This is a genomic window from Hyalangium minutum, from assembly GCF_000737315.1.
Classification (GTDB): Bacteria; Myxococcota; Myxococcia; order Myxococcales; family Myxococcaceae; genus Hyalangium; species Hyalangium minutum.
Window position 1 is genome coordinate 66,993 of record NZ_JMCB01000004.1, and the last position, 25,641, is coordinate 92,633.

16 protein-coding genes are annotated in these 25,641 nt (G+C 70.2%); 7 read left to right on the forward strand and 9 right to left on the reverse strand.

Features of this window, described 5'->3' with window-relative positions; translation table 11 throughout:
* Window positions 1-64: 64 nt before the first annotated feature.
* The 3 genes from DB31_RS11755 to DB31_RS11765 are packed head-to-tail and all read left to right on the forward strand — an operon-like array spanning window position 65 to window position 8,587.
* Entirely contained in the window at window positions 65-1,894 is a 1,830-nt protein-coding gene (locus tag DB31_RS11755; protein ID WP_420806688.1) for a hypothetical protein, read from the forward strand.
* Window positions 1,891-5,472 carry a flagellar motor protein gene (locus DB31_RS11760; RefSeq protein ID WP_338034294.1) on the forward strand — a complete coding sequence of 1,194 codons (3,582 nt, stop codon included), beginning with the start codon at window positions 1,891-1,893 and terminating at the stop codon, window positions 5,470-5,472. The genes DB31_RS11755 and DB31_RS11760 overlap by 4 nt, the downstream gene beginning before the upstream one ends.
* Window positions 5,473-5,485: 13 nt before the next feature.
* A complete protein-coding gene (locus DB31_RS11765) occupies window positions 5,486-8,587 on the forward strand; it encodes a hypothetical protein (RefSeq protein WP_157231939.1) in 3,102 nt (1,033 codons plus the stop codon).
* Window positions 8,588-8,617: 30 nt separating this feature from the next.
* Here DB31_RS11765 and DB31_RS46455 read toward each other — a convergent pair whose 3' ends face one another.
* Entirely contained in the window at window positions 8,618-10,297 is a 1,680-nt protein-coding gene (locus tag DB31_RS46455) for a response regulator (RefSeq protein ID WP_044186487.1), read from the reverse strand.
* Window positions 10,298-10,325: 28 nt separating this feature from the next.
* Here DB31_RS46455 and DB31_RS11775 point away from each other — a divergent pair, with 28 nt between their 5' ends.
* Together DB31_RS11775 and DB31_RS11780 are read left to right on the forward strand one after the other, a co-directional pair.
* Window positions 10,326-10,712 (forward strand): VOC family protein, encoded by a 387-nt coding sequence (locus DB31_RS11775; protein WP_205628504.1) that lies wholly within the window; start codon window positions 10,326-10,328, stop codon window positions 10,710-10,712.
* A gap of 63 nt (window positions 10,713-10,775) precedes the next feature.
* Window positions 10,776-12,539: a cyclic di-GMP-binding domain-containing protein, MshE-related gene (locus DB31_RS11780; protein ID WP_044186492.1), complete on the forward strand. Its 1,764-nt coding sequence runs from the start codon at window positions 10,776-10,778 to the stop codon at window positions 12,537-12,539.
* Window positions 12,540-12,849: 310 nt separating this feature from the next.
* Here DB31_RS11780 and DB31_RS11785 read toward each other — a convergent pair whose 3' ends face one another.
* Entirely contained in the window at window positions 12,850-14,775 is a 1,926-nt protein-coding gene (locus DB31_RS11785) for a protein kinase domain-containing protein (RefSeq protein ID WP_044186494.1), read from the reverse strand.
* 12 nt (window positions 14,776-14,787) lie between these two features.
* Window positions 14,788-16,116, reverse strand: coding sequence for a trypsin-like peptidase domain-containing protein (locus tag DB31_RS11790; RefSeq protein WP_044186496.1), 1,329 nt, complete (start codon window positions 16,114-16,116; stop codon window positions 14,788-14,790).
* A gap of 172 nt (window positions 16,117-16,288) precedes the next feature.
* Here DB31_RS11790 and DB31_RS11795 point away from each other — a divergent pair, with 172 nt between their 5' ends.
* Window positions 16,289-17,311 carry an ATP-binding response regulator gene (locus DB31_RS11795; protein ID WP_044186499.1) on the forward strand — a complete coding sequence of 341 codons (1,023 nt, stop codon included), beginning with the start codon at window positions 16,289-16,291 and terminating at the stop codon, window positions 17,309-17,311.
* Here DB31_RS11795 and DB31_RS11800 read toward each other — a convergent pair whose 3' ends face one another.
* Complete coding sequence (locus DB31_RS11800; RefSeq protein ID WP_044186502.1) at window positions 17,312-18,349, reverse strand: agmatinase family protein; 1,038 nt, start codon at window positions 18,347-18,349, stop codon at window positions 17,312-17,314.
* A 128-nt stretch (window positions 18,350-18,477) separates the two neighbouring features.
* Between DB31_RS11800 and DB31_RS11805 the strand changes: the two genes are divergently transcribed.
* A complete protein-coding gene (locus DB31_RS11805; RefSeq protein WP_052419897.1) occupies window positions 18,478-18,945 on the forward strand; it encodes a dirigent protein in 468 nt (155 codons plus the stop codon).
* An 18-nt stretch (window positions 18,946-18,963) separates the two neighbouring features.
* On the opposite strand, the gene DB31_RS11810 is transcribed toward DB31_RS11805, so the two are convergent.
* The 5 genes from DB31_RS11810 to DB31_RS11830 form a co-directional block, all read right to left on the reverse strand.
* Window positions 18,964-21,768 carry an RCC1 domain-containing protein gene (locus DB31_RS11810; RefSeq protein ID WP_240486653.1) on the reverse strand — a complete coding sequence of 935 codons (2,805 nt, stop codon included), beginning with the start codon at window positions 21,766-21,768 and terminating at the stop codon, window positions 18,964-18,966.
* Between the two features lie 149 nt (window positions 21,769-21,917).
* Window positions 21,918-22,907, reverse strand: coding sequence for an NAD(P)H-quinone oxidoreductase (locus tag DB31_RS11815; RefSeq protein WP_044186506.1), 990 nt, complete (start codon window positions 22,905-22,907; stop codon window positions 21,918-21,920).
* A gap of 12 nt (window positions 22,908-22,919) precedes the next feature.
* Complete coding sequence (locus DB31_RS11820; RefSeq protein WP_157231940.1) at window positions 22,920-24,047, reverse strand: ATP-grasp domain-containing protein; 1,128 nt, start codon at window positions 24,045-24,047, stop codon at window positions 22,920-22,922.
* Window positions 24,044-24,979 (reverse strand): fatty acid desaturase family protein, encoded by a 936-nt coding sequence (locus DB31_RS11825; protein WP_044186512.1) that lies wholly within the window; start codon window positions 24,977-24,979, stop codon window positions 24,044-24,046. Before DB31_RS11825 ends, DB31_RS11820 begins: the two co-directional genes overlap by 4 nt.
* A gap of 33 nt (window positions 24,980-25,012) precedes the next feature.
* Window positions 25,013-25,579, reverse strand: coding sequence for an acyltransferase (locus DB31_RS11830; protein WP_044187165.1), 567 nt, complete (start codon window positions 25,577-25,579; stop codon window positions 25,013-25,015).
* Window positions 25,580-25,641: the final 62 nt, after the last annotated feature.

A 25,641-nucleotide genomic window follows, 5' to 3' on the forward strand; every position in this document is an offset into this window, starting at 1 on the left:
AGCGCTGGCGGATACGCTCGAAATCCTCGGGCCTTCCGAGGCCGTGCCGCCGGAGGGCTTTGCCGTGGCGCTCGTGCGGCGCGACGCGGTGGGGGCCCCTGCTTCTCTGGAGGCCCCGGTGCTGTCCGCCGAGGGCGCTGAGGTTCGCGCTGGAGCTCCGCAGCCGCCGCTGAGCACCTTCCTCGTCCAGCCCCAGCCGGGCGCTCGGACCGTGGTGCTGCACGCTCGCTCCGGCTCGCTGCAGGCCGAAGCGCGGTATGCCATTGGCCCTCCGGTCTCCGCTGTCACCTTGGCGCTCGAGCCCGCCACTCCCGTGAAGGGACGGGACAAGGAAGCCACCCTCACCGTGCGGCTGCTGCGGCCGGATGGGACGCCGGATGATTCCGGTGCGCCGCCCGTGGTGCGCTCGAACGTGGGCCGCGTGGAGGCGCTCTCGAGGACGGGGCCCGGCACGTACCGCGCCCGCTACGTGCTGCCCTCCACGAGCTACCCGGAGGTGGCCGTCCTCGTGGCGCTCTCGGCATGGCCGCACCCGCAGTCCATCTATGGCGCGTTCGGGAAGATGCTCGTCCCGCTGGCGGCGGCCGTGGATCTGCCGGGCGAGACGGAGCCGGATGCGCAGATCTCCATCACCATCGCCGGGAAGACGTATGGCCCGGCGCAGGCCGGCAGGGATGGGAGCTTCCAGCTCCCGGTGATCGTCCCTCCTGGGTTTCCGTTCGGACAGGGGCGCGTGGTGGACAGGGCGGGCAACGTCCGGCGCACGCCCATCGATCTCGGCGTGCCTCCCACGGATGGCCTGGCCTGCGTGCTCAACCCAACGCGGCTGCCCGCGGATGGGGCCTCGCGCGCGCGGCTGCTGTGCGCGGCGAGTGATCGGCTGGGCCGGCTCATGCCGGATGCCCGCGTCACCGCGAAGCCGCGCTACGGAACGCTGCGAGGGCCCCAGCGCGCCGAGGGCGGTCTGCTCGAGTGGATCTACACGGCGCCTCGGGAGCTCCCCACGGAGCCCGAGCGCATCCTGGCGGCGTGGCCCCAGGGCGGCTCGAACTCTCGGGAGGAGCTGACGCTCCAGCTGGTCCAGGGGCCGGTGGAGAAGGTCTCCGTGTCCATGGCCGAGCCGCTCGTGCACCACGGCGCCGAGGTGCCGCTGGCCGTCGAGGTGGAGGATGCCTTCGGCCGGCGCCGCCCGGGTGCCCAGGTGGTGCTCAGCGTTCCCGAGGGGACAGCCTCTCCGCTGAAGGAAGAGCGCCCGGGAACGTTCCGAGGCACGTGGACACTGCCCGCCGAGGGGCCGGGCGGGGAGGGCGTCGTACAGGTGCGCGCGTTTGGCCCCGTTGGCAGCGAGCCCGCTCGCCTCAGTGCGTGGGTCCGGGACGGAGAGCTGTTCGTAGGCGTGTCGGATCTGGCCGGCCTGCCCATCCCCGCGCAGCCGTTGAAGGTGGGCGGTGAGCAGCGCGAGACGGGAGCGGATGGCACGGTGAGCCTGGGCCTGCTGCGCCCCGGCCGGGTCGAGGTCGTCCACGGCATCTGGCCCGGGCTGCGCAAGGTGATTCATGTGCTGGGCTCCAGCGGCCCGGTGTATCCGCAGGACCTCCCGCTGGTGCCCGCTCCCGTGGAGAAGAAGGTGAGCATCGAGGCCTTCATCCCCGTGAACGTGCGGCTCCAGGTGGAGGGCTCTCGGGTGACGTACTGGGCGGAGGATCTCCGCGGGAACGTGCTCCCTCAGCGCCCCCTGCATGTGGCGCTCTCTTCCGGACGCCAGGAGGCGGTGGAGAAGCTCCGTGACGGGAAGATCCGGTTCACCGTCGCAGGCGCCCGGCCCGGGCGGGTCAGCGTGTCCGTGGCGGATGTGCAGACGGGGATGACGGCTGTGGCCGAGGTGAAGCCGTGAGGTGGATCGCCTGCATGCTCGGCGTCGTGCTCCTGCCCTGGACCGTCCGGGCGCAGGGCGGGGTGGAGGATCCACCGGCGCTCTCGTCCACGGTGGCCGGGCGCGTGTGTGACGATCGCGATGGAGATGGGCGCTGCGCTCCGGACGAGCCGGGCCTGGCCGGGGTGCGGCTGGTGCTCGCCACGGGCAGCGAGGTGCGGACGGATGCGCAGGGGCGCTACCACCTCACGGGCGTGGACTCGCGCACCCCAGACCGGACGGGCGGCGTGCACCTGCGGCCGGGGCGCCACCGCCTGCGCGTGGATCCGCGTACCTTGCCGCCCGGGAGCAGGCCGAGCCCCGAGGCCGTCACGGTGGAGGTGCCCTGGGGCGCCGTGGTGCTGCAGGACTTCGCGATCCGCGTCCGCGTGGAGTCCGTGAGGGCTCTGGCACCCCCGCCCGCCGAGGCCCCTCCCCAGGCGGAGATCCGAGATGAGGGCCTCGCCTTCGTCGTGACGGGGCAGGCCTCGCCGGGCGATCGCGTGCGCGTTGCGGACACCGAGGCCGAGGTGTCCGCGGATGGAATCTACCGCGCGACCGTGATGCTCGGGCCCGGAGAGAACGTGCTCTCCATCACCGCGACCTCGCCGGGCGGAACAGCGCGCTTCTTCCGCCAGCGCGTCGATGCCGTACGGCGGCAGGGCAGTTGGCTCATCGCTCCCCGCGCCATCGAGCCTCAGGGCGTGCTGCGGCTGCCGGCCGGGCCCGAAGAGGAGGTGCCCAGCGGCATGGCCTCTCTGCGCGTGGAGGCTCCCAAGGGAACGCGCGTGCGCTCGCCTCAAGGTGAGGTAACGGTGGGGCCCCAGGGTGAGGCCGAAGTGCCGGTGACCCTCACGCCCGGGCGGAACACGGTGGCTCTCGAGCTGGAGCGGCCGGGTGAGGCGGCCCGGAAGGAGACGCTGGAGATCGTCGCCGCAGCACGGCCCTTCGCCGTGGGGTTACTGGATCTCGAGGGCGCATACTCGCTCGGCGAGGGGGACTTCCAGCTCCACGGGCGTGGCGCGGCCCATGTGGAGGCCCAGCTGGGTCAGCTTCAGCTGCTCGGTGAGGTGGACCTGCGCGACACGGACTTCCGGGCGCTCCACTCTCGGGATGCGTCGTCCTGGCTGCGGCCCCGCTTACCCGAGCGCTTCGAGCGCAGCCTGGACCCGGAGCGGGCCATCAACGAGTGGGGAGATAACTCCGTTTCCCTGGCGCCCAACGCCTCCGAGGGCCGTCTGCGCCTGGAGGCCCGGCATGAGGCGTTCGGGCGCGCGGGCCTCGGGACATACCGGGCCCTCATGGCCGAGGGCGAGGTGGGCCGCTACTACCAGCCTCTCTTTGGACCCTTCGCGGAGCTGAGGACGGAGGCGGGCCCCGTCCGCGTGGGCGTGAACGCGTTCGCGGGCAGCCTCTCGGATCCCGTGCGGGGCCTGTCCTCCAAGCCCGCCCACGAGGAGCTGCGGGCCACTGGCGGCAGCCTCTACTTCCTGGGCGCGACGGCCATCGCGGAGGGCTCCGAGTTGCTGCGCGTGGAGCTGCGGGACGGGCTCACCGGACTGCCCCTGGCCGAGCAGCACCTGGTGCGCGGCAAGGACTACGAGATCGATTACCTCGCGGGGCGCATCTTCCTGGCGCGGCCGCTGTCGTTCCTGGCGGGCGGCCCGTGGCTGCGCACCGATGCGCTGACGGCGGCTCCCGAGCCCGTGCTTGTCGCCGACTACGCCGCGCTCGAGCTGTCGGGCTCTCGGGACTCGGCCGGTGGCGAGGCTTGGGCGGAGTGGGGTGGTTCGCGCGTGTCTCTCTCTGGAGTGCGCGAGCGCCGCGCGGGGGCTCCTTATGGGCTCTTCTCTGGGCGGGCGCGGAGCAAGCTGGCGGGCTACACGCTGGAGGCCGAGGCGGCTCGCAGCTCCGGGCTGGCCATCTCGCCCGAGGTGTTCGGTGTCTCGGACGACGGCGGAATCACGTACCTGCGGCCCACGAGGGACCTGGCCACAGGCGGCGACGCGCTCGGTGTCCGGGTGCATGGCCCAGGGCCGCTTGGAGGCGGCTCGGTGGACGCGGCGTTCCGGTGGCGGGACCGTGGCTTCTCCGATGGCGCGCACACCGAGACCGCGCTCTTCCGGCAGCTCTCCCTGCGCGCCTCGCAGCCGGTGGGGGCTTTCCGCCTCACGCTGCTCGGGGATGATCGGACCACCGCGGATCCGCGCTTGCCGTTTGCTTCCACCTCCATCTCCGCGCGCACACTGGGTCTGGGCGCCGCGTACGAGCGCGAGGACTGGAGCGTCCGTCTGGAGCTGAGGGACGCGTGGCTCCGCGCCTCCGAGCTGGCAGGGGAGGGGATCGCGCTGGAGGGTGGACGGACCTCGGTGGGCCTCCAGGGGCGTTTGCGCGTGCACGAGCGCGTGGTGCTCACGGCGGGGCATCGGCAAGCGCTCCTGATGCGCGGCGCGGGGTTGGGCAGTGTGGATGACTCGTTTGCTTCGGCGGGCGTGGACGTGCAGCTGGACGAGGACACCACCGTGGGCGTCCGCGGCGGCTGGGGGCCGGAGCTGGGCCCGCAAGTCTGGGCGAACGCCGCCGTGCGCCGCGGGCCCGAGGTCTTCTATGGCGGCTACTCGGCGGACGTGGACGGTCCGGACTTCGGGGCGGGCCGCGCCGTCATGGGGGCTCGGACCGAGCTGGACGATGGGACGAGCGTCTTCGTGGAGGACGTCAGCGCGCACGATGCGAACGCGGTGCGGCAGGCCCGTGCGGTGGGCTTCCAGCAGGCCCTCTTCGGCGGGCTCCAGGTGGGGGGCCGCTACGAGCGCGGCGTCCGCCACCCGCTGGATCTGCCCTCTTCGCTGACGCGGGACAGCGGTGGGCTGTTCGGGCAGCTCGTGCGCGAGCGCTTCCGCGTGGACGGCCGGGCGGAGCTGCGCCGCGAGCGGGGCACGCCCGTGCGCGGGGCACAGGTGCCGGTGGATCGGGTGCAGGCGGTGGTGGCGCTCGCCGCCGAGGCGCTGCTGCGCGAGGACCTGAGCCTCTCCGGGCGCGTGAACTTCGCTCGCACTGTGGGTGGGGAACAGCTGGAGGAACGGCTGCTGGAGGGGTCGGCCGGCGCGGCATGGAGGCCCGGCCCGTTCCTCCTCGTGGCGCGCTACAGTGTCACCCGCGAGCTGCTCCCGGGGGAGCGGGGCGCCTTCGGCGATCGGGCCTTGCAGGTCCTCTCGTTGTTGCCGGCGGTCCGGCTCGGAGATCGGCTGGCGGTGGCGGCCGGGGTGCACGCGGGGCGCTCGAGCCTGGGCGGCACGGCGGCCTGGGGCGTGACGGGGACGTTGCGGCCCTCCGTGCGGGTGGTCGGGGGTCTGGAAACGGCGGTGGAGGTCGCACGGCGGACAGCGGCGAGTGACGGTGGCGCGCTGAGCTCGCTACGGGCCGAGGTGGGGTATCGGGTGGACGAAGGCCTGCGGTTCGCCGCAGGCTACACGGTGTTGGGTTTCAGCGGCCTCGGGCTGTCTGGAGAGACGACGGATGAGTCGAACCGGCTCTACCTCCGAGCAGAGATCGCCTACTGAGTGGAGGCCTCGGGTGAGGCTCGCCTTGATGGCGGGCCTGCTGCTGACGGTGGCCACCACGGCCAGCGCCAGCTGGACAGTGAAGGACGTCCCCGGCACTCCGAATGACGTGGAGGTGTGGGACGACACGCGCTTCTCCGTGTCGACCAGCACGGGGGCCTATCTGTACAGCACGGATGGGGGGACGCTCGCGAGCCTCTCCACAGGCCCCTCCACAGGCACCTACCTCACGGGCAATGGATGTTTTGCCAGCTTCGTGAGCAACGATTCCGTGGTGTCTCCGGCGAACTGTGCCGGCGCGGACAACGTGCTCGGTGATAACCGGCTCGCGGGTCCCAAGGTGAAGGCCACCGAGACAGGGGCCTTCTACGCGTTGGTCCAGGAGCCTGACCTCGGTGCCGCACGGGTCGCTTTCGGGCCTCCCGGCAGCTTCGAGGCGAGGCCCTGGCGCTCGTATCAACTGTTTTCGGGAACGGCGATGGCCTTGGGGGTGGCGCACCACGGAGCTGCGGAGCATGCGCTGGCTGCGGTGAGCTTCCTGCGCGACGTGAACCTGCACTGGTTGATCGATGGTTCCCCCGCTGGCACCCCGATCACCCCCCTCAACGATGGAAGCTTCCCGCCCAAGGAGGTACAGACCATCGACTTGTTCCCCACGGGGCGCGCCGATCCCACGGCCCTGCTCGGCTGGAACAATGGGCTCTACCGAGGGGAGCTGAGCCGCGGCCCCGGTGCGAATGTCTCCTTCGGGGAGGTCCCCCTGCCTGGGGGCCCGGGCCTGGTCACGGCCCTGGATGTGAACACCGGAGTGGGGGCTCAGCACGGCGATGGCTTCGGCATGGCCACGGTCCGGCGCTCGGGCGGTGTCGCCCTGTTGAGGACGGTGCCGACAACTCGGCCCCAGGACATTGGGACCCAGTGGGTGGCGAGCACGCCGGTACCCGCATTGTCCTCGTTGCTCAGCCCGAGGTACCTGGAGTGCCAGGGCGCGAAGCTGTGCGTCGTCGCGCAGACCACCGCCAATACGGGCAACGTCTTCGTCTACATCAATGACGCGCCTCCGCAGCTCATGGTGGGGACGGGGCAGGCCGAGCCGTTCATCCTGCCCGAGCGCACGAGCCGCACCGTCAACGTGAGCGCCCCGGACTCGGATGGGGATCCGGTCCGGCTGGAGGTGTCGCCGAGCAGCGTGTCGCTCCCGGGCCTCACCATGACGCCGACGGTGGTGGGTGGAGGCGTGGACCTGGCGATCACCGCGGGCGCCGTCTGCGCGACCATTTCCCAGCCGCTCACGATCACCGCGACCGACGGCCTGGATGGTCACGCGGTGGTCCGGAACTATCTGCTCCAGGTGCAGCACACCCTCCAGCCCAATGCGCCCGTGATCACGCCGCAGGAGCAGCCGGGCCCCATTCCGGCGGGCAGTGGGCGTCGGACCTTCAAGGCCAGCCAGACGAACGCCGGGTGCGTCATCCGCGAGTACCGGTGGACGCCGCTGTCTCCGGGCGCTCCCCCGCTCGAGCTGAGCGGAGCGGACAAGTCGACCGCGGTCTTCGACTCGCCCCAGATTTTGTGCAATCCGCTGGGTGAGACCCACCGCTACCTCGTGGAGGCCGTCGACGAGGGCGGGTTGGTGTCCCAGCCTACCGACCTCACCCTCCAGGTGTTGCCGTGGGGGGCCCCGAGCCCGCCGCTCGCGCCCAACACGCAGGTGACGGTGGTCGCGGGGGACACGGCGAGTGGGCCCGTGTGGCTGAGGCCCGCTGCACCCGTCCACCCCTGCGAGGGGAGCAACGGCTTCCCGGGCGTAGAGACCGTGTGGGAGCTCGCGGACGGTCAGCCGCCTCCCCCAGGAGTCCGGCTGGTGACCCAGGACGGCACGCGCATCACGGGCTCCAGAGTCGTGACGCCGGAGCTCGGCATTGAAGCGGACGAGTGCATCGACGCCGAGTTCTCCATCGACGTGCAGCACTTCACGGCCGGGGCGCCGGGGCCTGCCAGCGCCGTGTCTCGGGTGCTCGTGAAGGTGCAGAGCCACTTGAACCCGGTCTCCGAGGGCACGGTGACGCTCACCCCGACCCTCACGACCGCGGAGTCCGTGGCCGGCATCGCGGGCGTGACGGGGATCCAGTGCCTCGACCAGCGCACGGAGCGGCTTCAGGCGCGCCTGACCTTGAAGCAGGGGGGCATGGTGATCCGCGAGGCGACGGTTCCCGTGCCGGGGCCCTGGCAGTTCACGCTGGGAGAGGCGTGCTTCGGAGCCACCTACCAGCTCGAGGGCGAGCTGCTGGCTGGAAAGAACTCGGGCTCTGGGGTGCTGCCGGGTGGACCGCAGTCGGTGGTGGTGCGTGAGGACATCTCCGTGCCTCCCGTTGAGAGGGTGACGCTGGAGCCCATGGAGGCTCCGCACTTGACGGCCCAGTGTGGCCAGCCGGCCACCGGCACGCTGGAGCAGCGTCCCCTGGCGCCGTGCGCGGAGCTGCCGGTGTCCTGGGAGCAGGTGGGCGGACCCGCGCTCACGGAGGCCTCCTTCACCGGCCAGCGGATCGATGTAGCCACGCAGGAAGCGGACTTCGGGGCGCTCATCGGCCAGCAGGTGGTGATGCGCATGCGCGCCCGGACGATGCAGGAGACCTCGCTGGATCAGGAGATTCCCATCACCGTGGAGCCCTTCGTCGAGCTGCAGCGCCGCACCGAGCGGGGCACGGGCACCGACACGGGGCTCGTGGGCGTGTCCGTGGAGTTGCGCAACACCACGGCGTGCGGCGTGAGCGAGGTGGAGCACTGGGAGCGCCTCGAGGGCATGGACTACCAGCCTGGCAGCGCGCGCTTCAACGGCACACCCGTGGAGGCCGAGCTGGACGGGGACGTGCTCAAGATGAAGGGGCTCGTGCTGGAGGGCGGCAGCTTGGGCCAGCTCACCTACGTGGTGCGCCCGCGGCTGCTCGAGAGCGCCCGCTTCGAGGGCCAGTCCTTCCTGCGCAAGGTCTCCCTCTCGCGCCCGCTGGAGGAGCCTCCCGTCGAGGGGTGTGGATGCTCGGGTGGGGGCTCGGGGCTGGCCGCGTTCGGGCTCGCGAGTCTGGCTGCGGCGTTGCGCAGCCGGCGGGGACGTTGATCGAGGGCTCCGGCCTCGGAGCCCGCAGCCTCAGAGCCCGAAGGAGATGCGGCGCTTGCTGCTGGACTCCTCGCGCCGCTCCTGGAGGATGCCCATCAGCTCCAGGCCGTGCAGCGTGGCGAGCGTCTCGCGCTCCGAGAGATCCGTGAGCGTGAGCAGATCCTCGACCGTCTTGGAGCCGTCCGCGTAGGCCAGCAGCATCGCCTGGGGGCCTGTCAGCTTCAGCTCGTGCAGGGCGTAGGGCGGAGCGGCCGTGGGTGACAGCCGGCGCGGGCGCGGCATCTTCTGCCGCAGGGACACCAGCGTCTCCAGCTTGAGCACGCCCTCGAGGATGAGATCGCCCGGGAAGATGGACAGCTTCACCAGCCCCGTGCGCTGCAGCCGCATGGAGCTGAAGCCATAGCCCCCCGAGCTCCACGCGAAGGTGGACCAGATGATCTCCTTCACCTGCTCCTCGACGAGCTGACGGCGCTTGTCCGCGTCCAGGAGCCCCAGGCGCATCATCGCCTCCCCGGTGCGCACGCCCTCCTCCTTCGAGAGCGCCGCCACGGCCTGCAGATCGCTGTCGGAGAGCAAGCCCCGGCGCGCGCAGAAGCGGGCGAAGCGCTCGTTGGCGAGGTTGGAGGCGGCGTACACGGGCTGGCCCGCTTCGAAGTAGACGACCTTGAGGACCTGTCCCTGCTTGAGCTTCAGCTCCCCGTGGTGGCGCGTCTCGTAGTACGCGTTCAGGAGCCGAGGGATCGTGGCCTCCTTGATCTCTCCCTCGAGCGTCCACTCCGGCAGGGCGCGGCGGCCCGCGCGGGCTGGGGCCGGGGCCTCCTGGCCCTTCTGCTTGGCCCACACCTTCTCGCGCTCACCGAACGGCAGGACCTCCGGCTCGGCGGGGGCTGGCTCGGGCTCGGGTGCGGACTCGGGCTCGGGTGCGGACGTGGGCTCGGGCGCAGCGGCTGGCTCCGGGGACGCCGAAGCCACCGGGGGCTCGCTGGCAGCGGGGGACTGGGGCTCACCCTGAGTCGAGGAGGCGGCCTCGGCCAGCTCGGCCAGGAGCGCCTCGTCAGGGCCCAGCGTGGGGAGGGCGACACGGTGGCTGGACTGCTCCTCCTCCTCCTCTTCAGGGAGGAAGGCGTCCGGAGGCAGGGCGGTCGCGTGAGGCTGGGTCACCTCGTTGTCGGTGACCTCGCGCGGGGGAGGGGGCGGGGACAATGCCGCGGCTGGGAGCAGGCTCTCCTTCGGGCGCTCGGGCGGGGGCTCGCCCTTGTCCTCATCCTCCGGGAGCAGCTCCATGAGCTCGAGGATGGACTCCTCTTCCTCCTGGGCCTCGGGCGGGGGAGGGGGCGGGGCTATTGTCCGAGGCAGGCCGCACTTCTGCTCGAGGGCGTCCAGCAGGTCGTCCAGCTTGAAGGGCTTGGAGAAGAAGTCCCGAGCCCCGTAGACGCTGGTGGCCTCCCGGGCGAGCTTGTCCCCCTTGAACACGCCGCTGATGGCGATGGCGGGGATGCCGTGGGGGATGAGGGCGGTGAGCAGCTCGGAGCCGCGCATGTCCGGCAGGAGCAGGTCCACCACGGCCGCGTCGTAGGCACGGGGGCGGAGCAGCACGAGCGCTTCCTCCCCCGTGTGGACGGCCTGGGCCGAGTGGCCTCGGCTCTGGGCGGCCGCCACCATCAGGGAGGCGAGTTCGTGGTTGTCTTCGACGATGAGCAGTCGCGCCATGGGGGCCTGCCACCATACCATTCAGCTCATGGACGTTCAGGGCTTCCACCATGTGGCCATTCAGGCGAGAGATGTGGAGCGGGTGACCGCCTTCTACCGGGACCTGTTAGGGCTCCCGGAGCTGACCCGGCACCACCGCCCGGACGGCTCCCTGCGGAGCATCTGGGTAGGTGTCCCCGGAGGTGGGTTTCTGGCCATCGAGGCCGTGTCCGGGGAGCCCGAGCCACTTCCCTTCCGCCACGAGCGGCCCGGCTACCTGCTGCTGGCCTTCCGCATCCCCCGGGCCTCCCGGGGGGTGACGGTGGAGGCGCTCCTCCGCGCGGGGGTGCCCCTGGAGCACGAGACGCGCTGGACCGTGTACGTCCGGGACCCGGAGGGCAACCGGGTGGCCCTCAGCCATCACCCGGAGGACTGACCGGGTACAACCGTCAGGGGTCGCCTTGCGAAAGGCGGACCCCCTAGGTATCAAGCGAGCCACATGCGCCTTGGGGAACTGCTCATCCAAGAGAAGCTCATCACGCCCCAGGCCCTGGAGGAGGCCCTGGAGGCGCAGGTCGTCCATGGCGGGCGCCTGGGGACGAACCTGCTGGAGCTCGGGTTCATCTCGGAGAAGGACCTGGCGCGCATGCTGGGGCAGCTGCACGGGTGTGCGCACTCCTCGGGGACGATGACCCCGGATGCCCAGGCGCTGGCCCTGGTGGACCTCAACGACGCGGACAACAAGGACTACCTGCCCATGCGGGCGGACGCGACGCGGCTGAGCCTGGCGGTCATCAACCCCCGGGACTTCGCGACGCTGGATGCGTTGGCGTTCAAGACGGGCAAGCGGGTGGTGCCCGTGGTCATCCCCGAGTTCCGGATGAACCAGTTGCTGCGCCGCTACTGCAAGGCGTTCCGGCCGCTGCGAGCCATCGACATGAACGCCATCCGGCCGCCCAAGGCGGCGCAGGAGGCGGCGGCGGGCGCTCAGGCCAAGGCCAATAAGACGGCGGAGCTCATCAGCGAGGATGAGTTCCAGTCCGTCTACGCCCAGGCGCTCACGGGCGGCGCTCGCTCCGAATTCATCAACGAGCTGCTCGAGGAGGAAGAGGAGGTCATCACCGGCGAGGAGGTTGTCGCCGAAGAGGAAGAGGTCATCACCGGAGAGGTACTGGAGGAGCCCGCGCCCGCGCCTGCGGCACCCGAAGAGGTGTACGCGTCGCTGCCGCCCGCTCCGCCCGAGCGGCCGACGCTTCCCATGTGGACGCTCCCGGCCGTCATGCCTTCACTGGAGCCGGCACCTGCCCCGAGCAAGCCCCCGGTTCCGGACTACCCGATGCCTCCGGTGGCGCCCCCTGTGGCCGCTCCGGTGGCTCCTCCCGTGGCCTCTCCCGTGGCGCCGTTCCGGCCCGTGCCCTCGGAGCCTTCGCCTCCCGTGCCGGACATCCCGTTCATCCCAGCGCACGTTCCCACGCCCGCGGAGACGCCCGCGCGCCGCCCCACAGCGGCCTTCATCCCGGTTCCCTCGGACGCTGCCGCGCCGCGCGCCGCGCCGCCGGTGGGAGCGCTGCCTCCCGTGGCGCCGATCGTTCCGCCCGTGGCTCGGCCCACGATTCCTCCTGTCCCCACTCAGGCCAAGGCTCCGCCCGTCGCGGCCAGCCCGGGTGTCGCCGCGCCTGCGAAGCCGGGTGTCGCCGCGCCAGGGAAGACGGTGACTCGGCGTCCTGCCGCGCTCTCGGCCAAGCCGCCGCCTCCGAAGCCGCTCAACTTCGCGGAGGCCCAGGCACAGCTCTCGCAGAGCTCGGACCGCGAGGACGTGGCGACGACGGTGCTGCGCTATGCCGTGGGCCGGTGGCGGCGGTGCCTGCTGCTGTCGGTGCAGGGCAGCCTGGTGACGGGCTGGCACGGCATGGGCCGAGGCGTCCGGGACGCCGCGATCCGCCGCATTGGCGTGGCGCTGCGCGAGGGCAACACCTTCCGGCTGGTGCGGGACACGCGCTCGCACTACATCGGGCCGGTCCGCCGGGACACGGCGATGAACGTCTTCTACCGGCTGCTCGGCGCGGACAAGCGGCCGGAGCCGCCGTTCCCGAAGACGTCCGTGATCCTCCCGCTGCTCGTGCGGGGCAAGGTCGTCCACCTGCTGTACCTTGACAACGGTCCAGACCAGCTCACCACGCCCGATGTGGGCGAGCTGCTCATCCTGGCGCAGAGCGTGGCCCGCTCGTACGAGGCCATGATCCGGCGCCGCAAGAGCGCCTGAGCCAGCGAAACGGTCCTCTCCGGCCGCGCCTTATCCGAACCGGTCTGGTTGTTGGACAGGTTGGGCCACGGAAAGGTGGGACGGGTGCCCCTGGGCACACTCTGTCCAGACCGGTCTGGCTGTCAGACAGGTTGGCGCGGAGCGGGTGGGGTGAGCGTCCTCCGGCCGTGCTTTGCCCGAACTGGTCTGGCTGTCAGACCAGTTGTTGCGCAGCGCGGGGGAGGGGCTCCCCGGAGGCGCCCTGTCCGGACCGGTCTGGTTGTCAGACCCGTTTGTAAGCAGTGCCGCCGGGAGGGGCTGACCGGCGCCGCTACTCGCCTTCTTCCTGGTCCTCGAAGTCGACGCTGAAGTTCACGCGCTGGGTGGGTTCGACCACGAAGGACTTCTGCCAGCGCGCGCCGTTCACGATGACCACGAGCCGGTGCGCGCCCTCGTAGAGATCCAGCTCTTCCACGGGGGCCTTGCCCACGTTGCGCCCGTCCACCTGAACCACGGCGCCCTCGGGGGCATGCACGTTGACGAAGCCCTTGTTCAGGTAGATGCGGACGGTGGTGCGGCCCTCGGGCCCCACGGTCACCGTGCGCGAGGTCTGGATGCCCAGTGCCGAGTTGCTCAGCGACAGCAGGTACCGTCCCGGCGTCAGAGGCGCGATCACCGGAGTGCGCCCCAGCGGTCCACCATCCGGGAGGAAGGCGTCCACGCGCGGGTCCACGATCAGCTCCAGCGTGGGCTCGACCCCGGCATCCACGCCGCCATCCGTGCCTCCGTCAGCACCCAGCTCAGGCACTCCCGCATCCGCGGGCACGCCGCCATCCGCGAACGCCATCGGGTCCGTGGAAGGGGGCACGATCTGCGAGGGATCGGCGTTCAGCAGATCTCCCAGGCCCGGGATGTTCAGCGGGATCCTGTCTCGCGCGACGACCACGGCCGCCGCCACCGAGATCAGCATCAGCGATGCGATCACGGCCACTACCGGGAATCGCGAGCCGGAGCCCTTCGCCGCCGGAGGTGGTGGCACGGGCGCCACGGGTCCAGCCGGCGCAGCCACGGGCGGCTGAGGCGTGGGAGCGGACGCTGCGGCAGGTGGGGGCACCGCGGCAGGAGCCGGCGGCGCGGAGGGGGTGGCGGGAGGCGTCGCGGGACGCGCAGTCGCGGAGTTCCCAGCCGGAGGAGGCGCGGCCGGGGCTTGTGGCTTGGGCGTGCTGGCCGGAGGCTGCGACGGAGCCTTGGCCACCGGCGCCGGGGCCGGAGCGGCAGGAGCCACGGTGGGCGCGGAGCCCGTCGCGGGCTTCAACGCACCCGAGTGCTTGATCGCCTCCGCGATCCCGAACTCGAGCACCTTGCTCCGCGCCGAGCGGGCCTCGTCGTTCACCGGGAAGAGCCGGTTCATGAACGTCATCAAGACGTCCTGAGGCGGCAGGTCGCCCATGGCCTCGACAATGGCCTCGCGCAGGGCGAGCGCCGAGGGGTAGCGCTCATTGGCGCGCTTGGCAGTGGCCTTGTGCACCACCGCATCCAGCCCGCGCGGGACATTCAGCGGCAGCGAGGGCAGCGCCTCCGTCAGCGTCGCCGTGTCCGCGTCCTTCGCGTCCTTGAAGGGGATCTTCCCCGTGAGCAGCTCGTACAGCGTGAGCCCCAGCAGGAAGACGTCCGTCTGCACATTGACGGCATCGCGGCCGCCGAGCAGCTGCTCGGGAGCGCTGTACTTGCGCCGGTTGCGCACACGGCGGCCCCCGCGCTCGCGAGGCGCCACACCCAGCGCGCCGTAGCCCGTCACCTTGCACACGCCCGTGAACGAGATGATCAGAGTCTCCGGACGCACGTCTCCGTGCACCAGCGGCGTACCGTCATCGTTGCCGGCCATGTGCGCGTAGTGGATGCCCACGGCCGCGTCCGCCACGATCTTCGCGGCGAGCGGGGGCGGAATCTTCGGCGTCACCTCCATCACCCGGCGCAAAGTCTCGCCGTCGGCGTACTCGGTGACGCGCGCCAGGCCCTGATCCAGCTGCGTCAGGCCATGCACTTTCAGGATGTGAGGGTGATCGAAGACGACCGCGCGGTTCGTCTCTCTTCGCAGCTTGTCGATCAGCTCGGGATCCTGAGCCACTTCCTGCGGCGCCCAGATGAGCACCACGGGAGTTGGAGCAGCGCCCTCTTCGAGGGCCAACCCCAAGAAGGCCCGAGAACCCTCGCCCGACAGCAGAGGGCCCAGCGGTTGATAGCGAACCTGGCTCATGTGGTGATCATGCTAAAGGCGTTGGCCTTGGAACGGGAGGGTGATGTGATACCCATACCGCCCTCGGCGTACGAGCAACAAGACGCTACGCCCCCGTCTCGCCGTCAGCAGGGCCTCTCGGAAGCTCTCCGAGTCAGGGGTTGGCTGGTTGTTTACCCTCAGCACCACGTCCCCTAGCTCCAACCCTACTTCCTGGGCTACGGAGCCCGGCCGCACGCCCGAGACGGTCAACCCGCCCCGGGCCTCTTTCATTTTCAGTCCCAACCTTTCCCAGGCCAGGGACTCGACCAGCCGAGGGGGAAACTCCACGGGCGTCACCTGGAGTGTGCGCAGGTTTCCATCCCGGAAGAGCACCAGTGGGAATGGAGAGCGGGCCGGGTAGCCACGCGCGCGCGTGTCGAAGTCCTCCGAGTCATTGATGCGCGAGCCGCCCATCTCCGCCACCACGTCCCCTCGGCGGACTCCTGCCTGCTCGGCCGGGCTGCCAGGCTCTACGTTGTCCACCAGGGCCCCGTACGAGCGATCCCAGCCCAGCTGCGAGGCGACTTGCACCGGCAGATCCACCGTGTCGATGCCCACCCACGCCGGGCGCACCTTCCCGAAGCGGGTCAGCTCGTCGACGATGCGCCGCACCTTGTCCGCGGGGATCGCGAAGCCAATGCCTTGCCCACCCGCGAAGATCGCCGTGTTGATGCCGATGATCTCGCTGTCCACGTTGAGCAGCGGGCCGCCCGAGTTGCCCGGGTTGATCGCCGCGTCCGTCTGCAAGAAGTCGTTGTAGACGGTGCCGTCCTCGGCGCGGAACGTGCGCCCCGTGGCGGACACCACGCCCGCTGTCACCGTCTTCGCCAGGCCAAACGGGCTGCCAATGGCAATCACCGTCTCGCCGATCATCAGATCCGCGCTCGTGCCCAGCTTTGCCGTGGGCAGCGGCTGCTTGGCGCTCACGCGCAGCACCGCCAGATCGTTCGTCGAGTCGCTGCCCAGCACCTCCGCCTCTAGCGTGCGCCCATCCGCCAGCACCACGTGGATCGCCGAGGCCCCGCGAATCACATGATCATTCGTGACGATGATGCCCGAGGCGTCGATGATCGCCCCGCTGCCCAGCCCCTGCACCCGCCGCCGCTGCTCGCGGCCGCCTCCGAAGAAGTCCTCCATGAACGAGCGCCGGCCCCGGAAGCGAGACTCCACGTCCTGCTCCGTGCCGATGTAGACGACCGCGGGAGAGACTTTCTGGACCACCTCGACGATGGCGTCACGGCGCCGGGCCATGTCCGCTTGCGCGCTGGAGGCCACCATCAACGTCATCAGCAACCACCACTTCATACCTGCGAGCCTCATTCCATACCTTCCTTGACACCTCAGGTGTCGAGCGAGCGACGGCAGGACTGTCGGGAACTCCGCAGCATTCCCGGCACCGTCTGGATGCGGTGTGCGGCTCTTTAATAGATCAAGTGGGTCGGCCAGGGGTGGCTCGAAGGGCTTGTTCCCCTGGCGTCGAGGAGTGCGAGTCATGAGTCTCGTGCTGGTGGCGGACGATGAGCCAGCGGTGCTCGAGGTATTGAGCCAGGTGGTCGAAGATCTGGGGCACGACGTGCTCCTGGCGCGGGATGGAGAGGAGGCCTTCGGGCTGGCACGCGCCAAGCGGCCGCAGCTCGTGGTGACGGACCACATGATGCCGCGGCTGAGCGGGCTGGAGCTGTGCCGCAAGCTGAAGGGCGATCAGGCCCTCAAGGACGTGCCCGTCATTCTCTTGAGCGCGGTGCTGCCCCAGGGCGTGCCGGAGGCCGCGGCCTTCCTGCACAAGCCCTTCGAGATTACGGACTTCGAGGCGGTCATCCGCCAGTCGCTGGGGCACGTGCCGGAGCAGCGCCTGTCTCCGGATGCTCCGCCGGTGGAGGCGCTGGGGCACTGGATGGCGCACACGCTCCAGGGGCCGCTGGCGGCGGCGCGCGAGCAGCTGCAGCGGCTGCAGGTGGCGCCCATGGTGGATCAGCAGGTGGTGGAGGCGCTGGGCACGCACCTGCGTTACATGGAGTTCCTGAGCCGGAGCCTCCAGGAGGCCGCGCGGCTAACGGCCGGGAGCGTGACGCTGCACCCGGTCTCCGGTGATCTTTCGCAGCACCTGCGGCGCGTCGTGGAGGCGTGGCAGGCGCAGGCGCCCGCAGTGCCCATCCAGCTCCAGGGGCCCGGAGAGCCGGTGGAACTGCGCTTCGATCCTGAGCGCATCCGCCAAGTGTTCGACGGGCTGCTGGCGAACGCGGTGCACCATGGGGGGGGCCGCGGGGCGGTGAGAGTGGAGCTGACCGCCTCGCAGTCGCTGGTGACGGTGCGGGTGCGGGACGAGGGCCCGGGTCTCACGGACCACGAGCTGCCCCGGCTGTTCACGCCGTTCCAGGTGCGGACGGACGATGGCGGCACGGGGCTGGGGCTCTACATCGCCTCGGAGCTGGCGAGGCTGCACGGCGGGGCGCTGTCGGTGGAGACCCAGTTGAACAAGGGCTCCACGTTCAGCCTGCTGCTGCCGCGCGGCTGATCAGGCGCGCTGGGACTTCAGCATCCAGCCGATCATCTTGTAGAGCAGCCGCGCACCCACGTTGCCGTCCCACTCGCCGCCATCGGGATCGGGGGCGACCTCGGTCAAATCGAAGCCGACGATGGTGCGCCCCGAGCGGACCACGCCGGCAATGAGTGCCGTGGCCTGAGGGAAGGAGAGGCCGCCAGGCACGGGCGTGCCGGTGTGCGGGCAGAGCACGGGATCCAGACCGTCGATGTCGAACGAGAGGTACACCTGTTGCGGGAGGTGGGCGACGAGTTCATCCACCAACCGGTTCCAGGGCATGCCGTCGAACTGCCTCTGCTGGAGCGTGGAGTCGAAGTAGGAGCGGATGCGGCCGTTGGAGAGCTCGATGACCTGGTTCTCCTCCTCGCTCATGTCGCGCACGGCTACCTGGACGAGCGACTTCACGCCCGGCAGGCGCTGTACCACGTTGTACATGATGGAGGCGTGGGACCAGGTGAAGCCCTCGTAGGCGTTGCGCAGGTCCGCGTGCGCATCGAGGTGGAGCACTCCGAGCCCCGGGTACTTCTCGGCGTGGGCCTGGATGGAGCCGTAGGAGATGGAGTGGTCCCCGCCGATGGAGCCCACGCGCTTGCCCTGGTCGAGCCAGTGCTGGGTGGTGCGGTAGACGTAGTCGTTCATCTTCTCGGAGAGCGCGTTGACCTCGTTGGCGGCGGCGCGGAGCTCGGGCTGGTCGGCGTGGACGCCTCCGGCCTCGATGACGAGCTGGGCGCGCTCCTTGGCGCGGGTATTCCAGGCGCGGAGATCCTCGGACTCGGGGAGCATGGCGATGCCGCGCTCATAGGGGCGGCCGGTCTCCACGTCGAAGAGGTCGACCTGGCGGCTGGCATTGAGGACGGCGCTGGGGCCCTCGGAGGTGCCGCCGCCGTAGCTGGTGGTGGCCTCGAAGGGGACGGGGACGAGGACGACATGGGCCTCGTCGGGAGAGTGGGGGAGGCCGAAGATGCCGGAATCAGGGGAGGCGGCGGCGCCGGGGTCGAAGTGGGTAGCCATGGCGCGGCGCAGGATATGGAGTCAGCCGGGGTTGGCAATGGCCTTCGGTCGGCGCTCGAACGGGTCCTTGCTGCGTGGGTAGACTGGCTCACTCTGCGGAAGGGCGCAGACCGAGGGGGAGTCCACATATGCGAGAGGCTGTGAAGCGGTTTGGCTGGGGGCTTGTGTTGGGTGCGGCGCTGGTGGGGTGTGGAGGGGATGAGGAGGAAGCTCCCGTCATCCAGACGATGCGGGTGGTGGAGCACGCGAGCACGGATGCCGTCACCGACAATTCGCCCCCGGGAGACTCCGTGGGGGACGTGCTGACCTTCGCGAACGAGCTGTACGACGAGACGAACACGCGGAAGGTGGGCACAAACCAGGGCTACTGCGTGCGGGTGGTGGCGGGGCAGGCCTGGGAGTGTCTGTGGACCGCTTTCCTGGAGGGCGGGCAAATCTCGGTGGAGGGCCCCTTCTACGATGTGAAGGGGTCCACCCTGTCCATCACGGGCGGCACCGGGAACTTCAATGGCGCCCGTGGGCAGATGCAGCTGGAGTTCCGCAACCCGCAGGGCACGGAGTTCGACTTCATCTACCAGGTCCTGCTGGACCGCTGAGGTGAAGGCGCTGTGGGCTCAGGGGCCGAAGCCCACCACCAGGGCCGGCGTGGTGCGGTAGAGGTACCCGCCGTTGCCCAGCTGGCCCAGCCAGTTGTTGCCCCACACCGACAGCGTGCCGGTCTGGCTCAGCGTCATCGAGGACAGGTTGCCCGCGATGACCTTTTGCACGCCACTCACCCCCGTGAGCTGCTTGATCGTCGTGCCGGGGATGGTCGTCCCCGCGCCCGCCTGGCTCTGGGAGTTGCTGCCCCAGCCCCACGCCGTGCCGTCCGTCTTCACCGCCAGCGTGTGGCTCGAGCCCGCGGACACCCCCGCCACGCTGCTCAGGGCCGTCACCCGCACCGGCGTGCTGCGCGAGGTGTACGTGCCGTCCCCCAGCTGGCCCGAGCCGTTGTTCCCCCACACCCAGAGCGTCCCGTCGCTCTTGACCGCCAGCGAGTGGTCGTCTCCCGCTGCCACCGCCACCACGCCCGTCATCCCCGGCACCTGCACCGGCGACGTGCGGCGCGTGGTCGTCCCATCTCCCAGCTGGCCGTAGTCATTGCGTCCCCACGCCCACACCGTGCCGTCCGACTTCAGCACCAACGTGTGCGCATAGCCCGCCGCCATCGCCGCCACGTTCGTCATCCCCGGCACCAGCACCGGCGAATAGCGCTGAGTCGTCGTACCGTCCCCCAGTTGTCCGTAGATGTTGCCGCCCCACGCCCACATCGTCCCGTCGCTCTTCAGCACCAGCGAGTGGAAGTAGCCTGCCTTGATCGCCGTCACCCCCGTCAGGTTCGGTACCTGGAGGGGCGAGTAGTGGTACTCGGTGCCATTGAGGGGCCCGATGCCCAGCGAGCCATAGCCTCCATAGCCCCAGGCCCACACGGTGCCGTCCGCCTTCAACGCCAGCGAGTACATCTGGCCCGCCGCCACCGCCGTCACGCTGCTCAGCCCCGTCACCTGCGCCGGCAGGTTCTGGGCCGTTTGCGGATGCCCCAGCGGGAATGCGTAGGAGAGGCCCCCGCCCCACGACCAGAGCGTGCCATCCGAGCGCAGCGCCAGCATGTGCCAGTAGCCCACCGCTGCCGCCGTCACGTTCGTCAGGCCCTGCACCGTCACCGGGGTGGTGGTGTGCACGATCTTCCCATCCCCCAGCTCGTAATCATCGTTGCCGCCCCAGGCCCAGATCCGCCCGTCCGAGTGCTTCGCCACCGAGTGGGAGCCTCCAGCTGCCACCGCCACCACCCCGCTCAGCCCCACCACCTGCACCGGCGTGTTGCGCTGGGTGGTCGTCCCATCGCCCAGCTGGCCCAGGTTGTTGCTGCCCCACGTCCACACCGTGCCGTCCGACTTCAGCGCCACCGAGTGGTTGTACCCCGTGGCCACCGCCACCACCCCGCTCAGCCCCACCACCTGCACCGGTGTGTTGCGGCTGGTGGTCGTCCCATCGCCCAGCTGGCCCGAGCCGTTGCTGCCCCAGGCCCACACGGTGCCGTCCGTCTTCAGCGCCAGCGAGTAGCCCATCCCCGCCACCACCGCCTTCACCCCGCTCAGCCCCACCACCTGTCCCGGCGTGTTGCGGCTGGTGGTCGTCCCATCGCCCAGCTCGCCATTCCAGTTGGAGCCCCAGCTCCACACCGTGCCCGCCGGCGAGGTCACCGCCAGCGTGTGGTAGTCGCCCGCGTCCGCTGCCACCACGCCGCTCAAGCCCTGCACCTGCGCGGGCAGGGAGCGGGACGTGGTCGTGCCATCCCCCAGCTGGCCGTACATGTTGTTGCCCCAGATCCACAGCGTCCCGTCACTCTTCACCGCCAGCGAGTGCCTCGAGCCCCCAGCCAGCACAGCCACCGAGCTCAGCCCTACCGCCTGCACCGGGTTGCCGGGGTAGTTCGTCGTCCCGTCGCCCAGCTGCCCATCGTTGTTGCTGCCCCAGCCCCACACCGTGCCGTCCTGCGTCAGCGCCAGCTGGTGCCCGCCCCCGGAGGCCAGCGACACCACGCTGCTCAGCCCCCACACCTGCGTCCGCTGGCCGCGGAGGGTGGAGTACCCATCCGTGTAGTCTCCCTGGTTGCTGCCCCACGTCCACACCGTGCCATCCGCCGCGATGCTCAGCGACAGCCGATCACCACTGCTCACGGTGGCCCGGCTCGAGGTGGGAGGCGGCGGAGGCGTGGCGGTCCCTACCTCGAAGACCAGGTCGTCGCGATCATCGTAGCCCCCGGAGGTGCAAGGGGCGGCCGTCCCCGAGTACCGGAACGAGGCGCGCACCGCCTGCATGCTGCCGCCGGTCGAGGGCAGGGTGGTGTTGGCCACCAGCACCTGCGTCCCCGCTCCAGACGGCACCAGCGTGGTGACGAAGGTCCACGACGGGTTGCTCGCGTCCGCCGCCACGTAGATGTCCAGGTAGTCCGAGCTGTAGCCGGAATACGCCCAGACGGTGGCCTCCACCGTGACCGCCTTGCCCGGCGCCAGGGCCGTGCCGTCCACCGTGGAGACCTTCAGCCGATCCAGCGACTCATCCGAGTGGAACATGCCCGAGGGGCCGTCCGCACAGCTGCCGCCCAGCGTGTTGGGGGCATGGGACTCTGGGCCGACTGAACCGCGGCCCAGTACCAACGACGGCCCCGTGTCACAGCCCGAAGCTCCCGCGGTGCACTTGGGCGCCTGGAGCGCCGGATCGTAGCTCGCCGTCTGCACCAGGGCCGCCGAGGCCGTGGCGGCCTGGAGGGGGCTGACCGGCGCCTGCTCCGCTGCCGTCCCGAGCTCTGCTCCACAGCCGCTCGCCAGCGCTCCCAGCAGCAGCCACAGTGTTCTCGCACTCTTCGCTGTCCGCATCCGTTTTGCTCCCTTTTCGAGCACACGCTTTGAACGTGCTTACCGGTGAAAAACGGTAAAAAACGTACTTCTCGCGAAGTCCGCCAGTAATGAAATTATCTGATAGACTTGGAGTGTGGGTGAGGTGAGGAATCGCTGGGAGGAAGGACTCACTCCCAGTGCAGGACTACCTTGCCCACAGCCTCGTTGCTCGCCATGCGCGTGAGCGCGTCCCGGAGGTCCGTCATCGGCACCACGGCGTCGATGACGGGCTTCAGCGCTCCCGAGCGGAACAGCGGGAGCAAGTGACGCTCCGCCGCTTGGGCCAGGGCGATCTTCTCCTCCAGCGGACGGCTGCGCAGCACCGTGCCGGTAATCCGCAGGCGCTTCATCAGGATCAGCCCCAGGTTCACCTGCGTCTTGTTGCCCGCCACCAGCCCCACGAGCATCGCCCGGCCCTGCGGTGCCAGCGCCTCCAGCGTCTCCGGGACGTAGTCCCCGCCCACGAGATCCAACGCCACGTCCGCGCCTCGGCCTCCCGTGGCCTTCTTCACGGCCTCGGCGAAGCGGGGTGGGGTGCCGTCCACATGCACCGTGTGCTCCACGCCCCACTCGCGGGCTCGCTCCAGCTTCTTCGCGTTGCGCCCCGTGCCCACCACCTGCACACCCATCGCCCGGCACAGCTGCGCCGCTGCCGAGCCCACGCCACTCGCCACCGCGTGCACCAGCGCTGTCTCGCCCGGCCGCATGCCTCCTTGCAGCACCAGCGCGTCGAACGCCGTCAGGTACACCTCCGGTAGCGCTGCTGCGTCCGTGAAGTCCATGCCTTCGGGCATGGGCAGCGCCTCACGCTCGTGGACTGTGAGCTGCTCCGCCCAGGCCCCGCCTCCCACCAGTCCCATCACCCGATCCCCAGGCTTGAAGCGGCGGCACCGAGGCCCCACCGCGAGCACCTCGCCCGCGTACTCCAGGCCCGGAACGTCCGGCGGCACATCCGGCGGAGCCGCGTAGTGCCCCTTCACCTGCAACAGGTCCGCCCGGTTGAGTGCCGTGGCTCGAACCCTGACGAGCAATTCCGAGGGCCCCGGTGTCAGATCCGGACGATCTTCCAGCGAGAGGACCTCGGGACCGCCTGCGCCTGTGGTGCGGAAGACTTTCATGCGTGCCTCGCTTCAGCCGTTCCATTCCGTGTAGTGCGTCGTCGCCTCGCCCATCGCCAGCCCGTGCCGCCGCGCCACCTGGAACATGTGGGGAAACGCCGCCAGCTGATACCAGAACGGCTTCTGATCTTCCCTCCGCCAGAGTGAGTCGCGTGCGGCGCTGAACGCTTGCCACCACTCGCGCAGCTCCCGCCACGAGCGCAGCCGAGGCAGCGCCGCCGTCCACATGAGCATGCCCAACATCACCGGCTTCTCCAGATCGGGCTCGGCGATTCCCTCGCCGAACATCGCCCGCCCGAGCCTCCCATCCTCCGGGAACAGGAGCATGCCGCTCGTCATCCGGGGATTGCACTCCAGCGCGTACAGCGCTCCGCTCGCCGTCTCGATGAAGTCAAACCCGAGGCTCCCCGTGAAGCCCGTGCCCTCCAGGAAGCGCAGCACCCAGTCGCGGCTGCCCGCGTGGGCGATGGGCTCGTAATAGAACCCGGGCCCTCCCGGGAACCGATACCGCGGCTGGTAGCAAACATGCGCCACCAGCGCTCCCTCCCAGACGAGGCTGGAGGTGCACAGCTCGGTGCCCTCGATGAACTGCTGGGCCAGCAGGCGCTGCTGGAAATCGAGCCCCCTCCGCGAAGCTCCCGCCTGCAGCAGCCGCGTCTTCTGTCCGAAGCGCGTGAACGCAGGCTTCACGATGAGCCGGCCGTGCTCCCGCAGGAGCGCCTCCAACTGCGAAGGGCCCTCCAGGGGCCACGTCTTCGGCGCGGGCAGGCCTCGGGCGGACAACCGCTGGTTGAACGCCCACTTGTCATGCCACTCCGCGAGCTGCTCGAAGCGGCCCGCCACCACGAGGCAGCGCTCCCTCAGCCGCTCCCAGTGCCGCGCCACATAGAGGACCTCCTCCCCCGTGGGCACGAGCGCATCCACCCCATGCTCCTCGATGAGCGAGAGCAAGCGTTGGATGAACGCCTCCTCCTCGAAGCGAGGCGAGGGAATCTGGAACGTCCTCGCCACGTCCCGCGAGTGCCGCATCGGGTACGTCGGGAAGGTGTCGCAGACGAACACCTCGTGTCCCGCCCGCTTCAGCTGCCGCACCGCCCCAAGCGCGGGGATTCCTCGGGCTCCGGTCAGCAGGACTCTCACGATGGGTACTGACGCGGAATGTCCTTCAGCGGCTCCGGGCCCGGCTCCTGCGCGGGCATCGGCCCCGTGGTCCACTGACGGAGGTAGTGAAGGATGTACGAGCGGCGCTGCTCACCCGGCGGAGACAGCGCGGGCAGGTGGAGCCACGACACGTCCGGGTACGCGTGGTGGTTGTAGTCCAGCTCGCGGTGCAGGTTGAGCCAGCCATACGGCCACGGCGCCTCCAGGTTGAACGCGCCCTTGATGACGTCCCTCGGCGCGTACGAGTGCTCCAGGTAGTTCACCCCAGACCAGAGCGCTCCCGCTGCCACGTAGAACAACCCCAGCCGCCCCAGTGACAGCCCGGACAGCACGCTCGCCCCTGTTATCGCCACGGCGCACAGCAGCAGCTCCGCGCGGATGCGCCCGATGCTGATCTCCGGATGGCGGAAGATGGCCTCCGCGATGTGGAGCTTCTCGGACATGCGGCGGAACACCCCCGGCGCCACGAGCAGCAGCAACAGGAACGGAGGGATGACCCAGTACCAGAACCCCACCAGCATCAGGTACCAGGCGATCGTCCGCCCCACCCGCGAGTGGTGCGGGTAGTACAGGTCGAACATCTCCTGGTCGCTGCGGTTCTTCAGGTGGTGGCTCCAGTGGGTGATGGAGAGCATCGACGCCGACATCGGGAACAGCAGCCCGCACAGCACCCCCAGCCACCGGTTCCACACCGGATTCGGGTGCAGCTTGAGGTGCGAGGCCTCGTGCATCAGGGCGAACTGTGTCTGGAAGAGCAGGGCGTAGGCCCCCACGCACAGGCCCAGCGCCCAGCCGCTCTCCACCCGCGCTCCGAGGAGCAGCAGCCCCACCAGCGCCAAGAACACGCTCAGCGTCAGGAACGTGTTCAGGCGGTAGGGGATGCTGCGGAAGTCTCTCGGCGCGCTGCTCATACGGGACCCCAGTATGACCCAAGTGGCTCGGGGTCAGCGACGCTCGCGACGATCTCCCACCACTCTTGCGGGAACCCCCGCCACGATGGCCCACTCGGGCACGTCTCGCGTGACGATCGCCCCCATGCCCACCACCGCGTGGGCGCCAATCGTCACCCCGTCCGTGACGCCCGCGTTCGCGCCGATCCACACGTCCGCGCCCACCCGGATGCCTCGCGACGTCACCGGCTGCTCGCGCAGGGGCCGATCCGGATCCATCCCGTGGTTGAAGGCGTAGAGCGTGGCCCCCGTCGCGATGCGCGTCCCATCTCCAATGTGGATGCCCGCAGCGCCTCCATCGAGGCTCGCCCGCGCGTTGATGCTCACCTGTCGCCCCAGAGTCACCGGCCCGTGGACGAACACATCCGCCGCGATGCTCGAGCCTGGACCGATGACGAGCGTCCGCCCGGGCTCCGCGAACAGACGGGCCTCGGGCGCCACGAAGCAGCCCTCGGCGATCTGGATGGTCTCCAGCTCCATGAAGCGCGCCTGCACCTCGCGCTGCCACTCCTCAGCCCATTTCCGGTGCCGGGGCTTCAGCGAGAAGTACAGCCACGGCATCCACGAGAGTCGCTGCTTGTGCTGCTCCCGGCGGCGTGCGTCCAGGTCTTCCACGAGCGTGC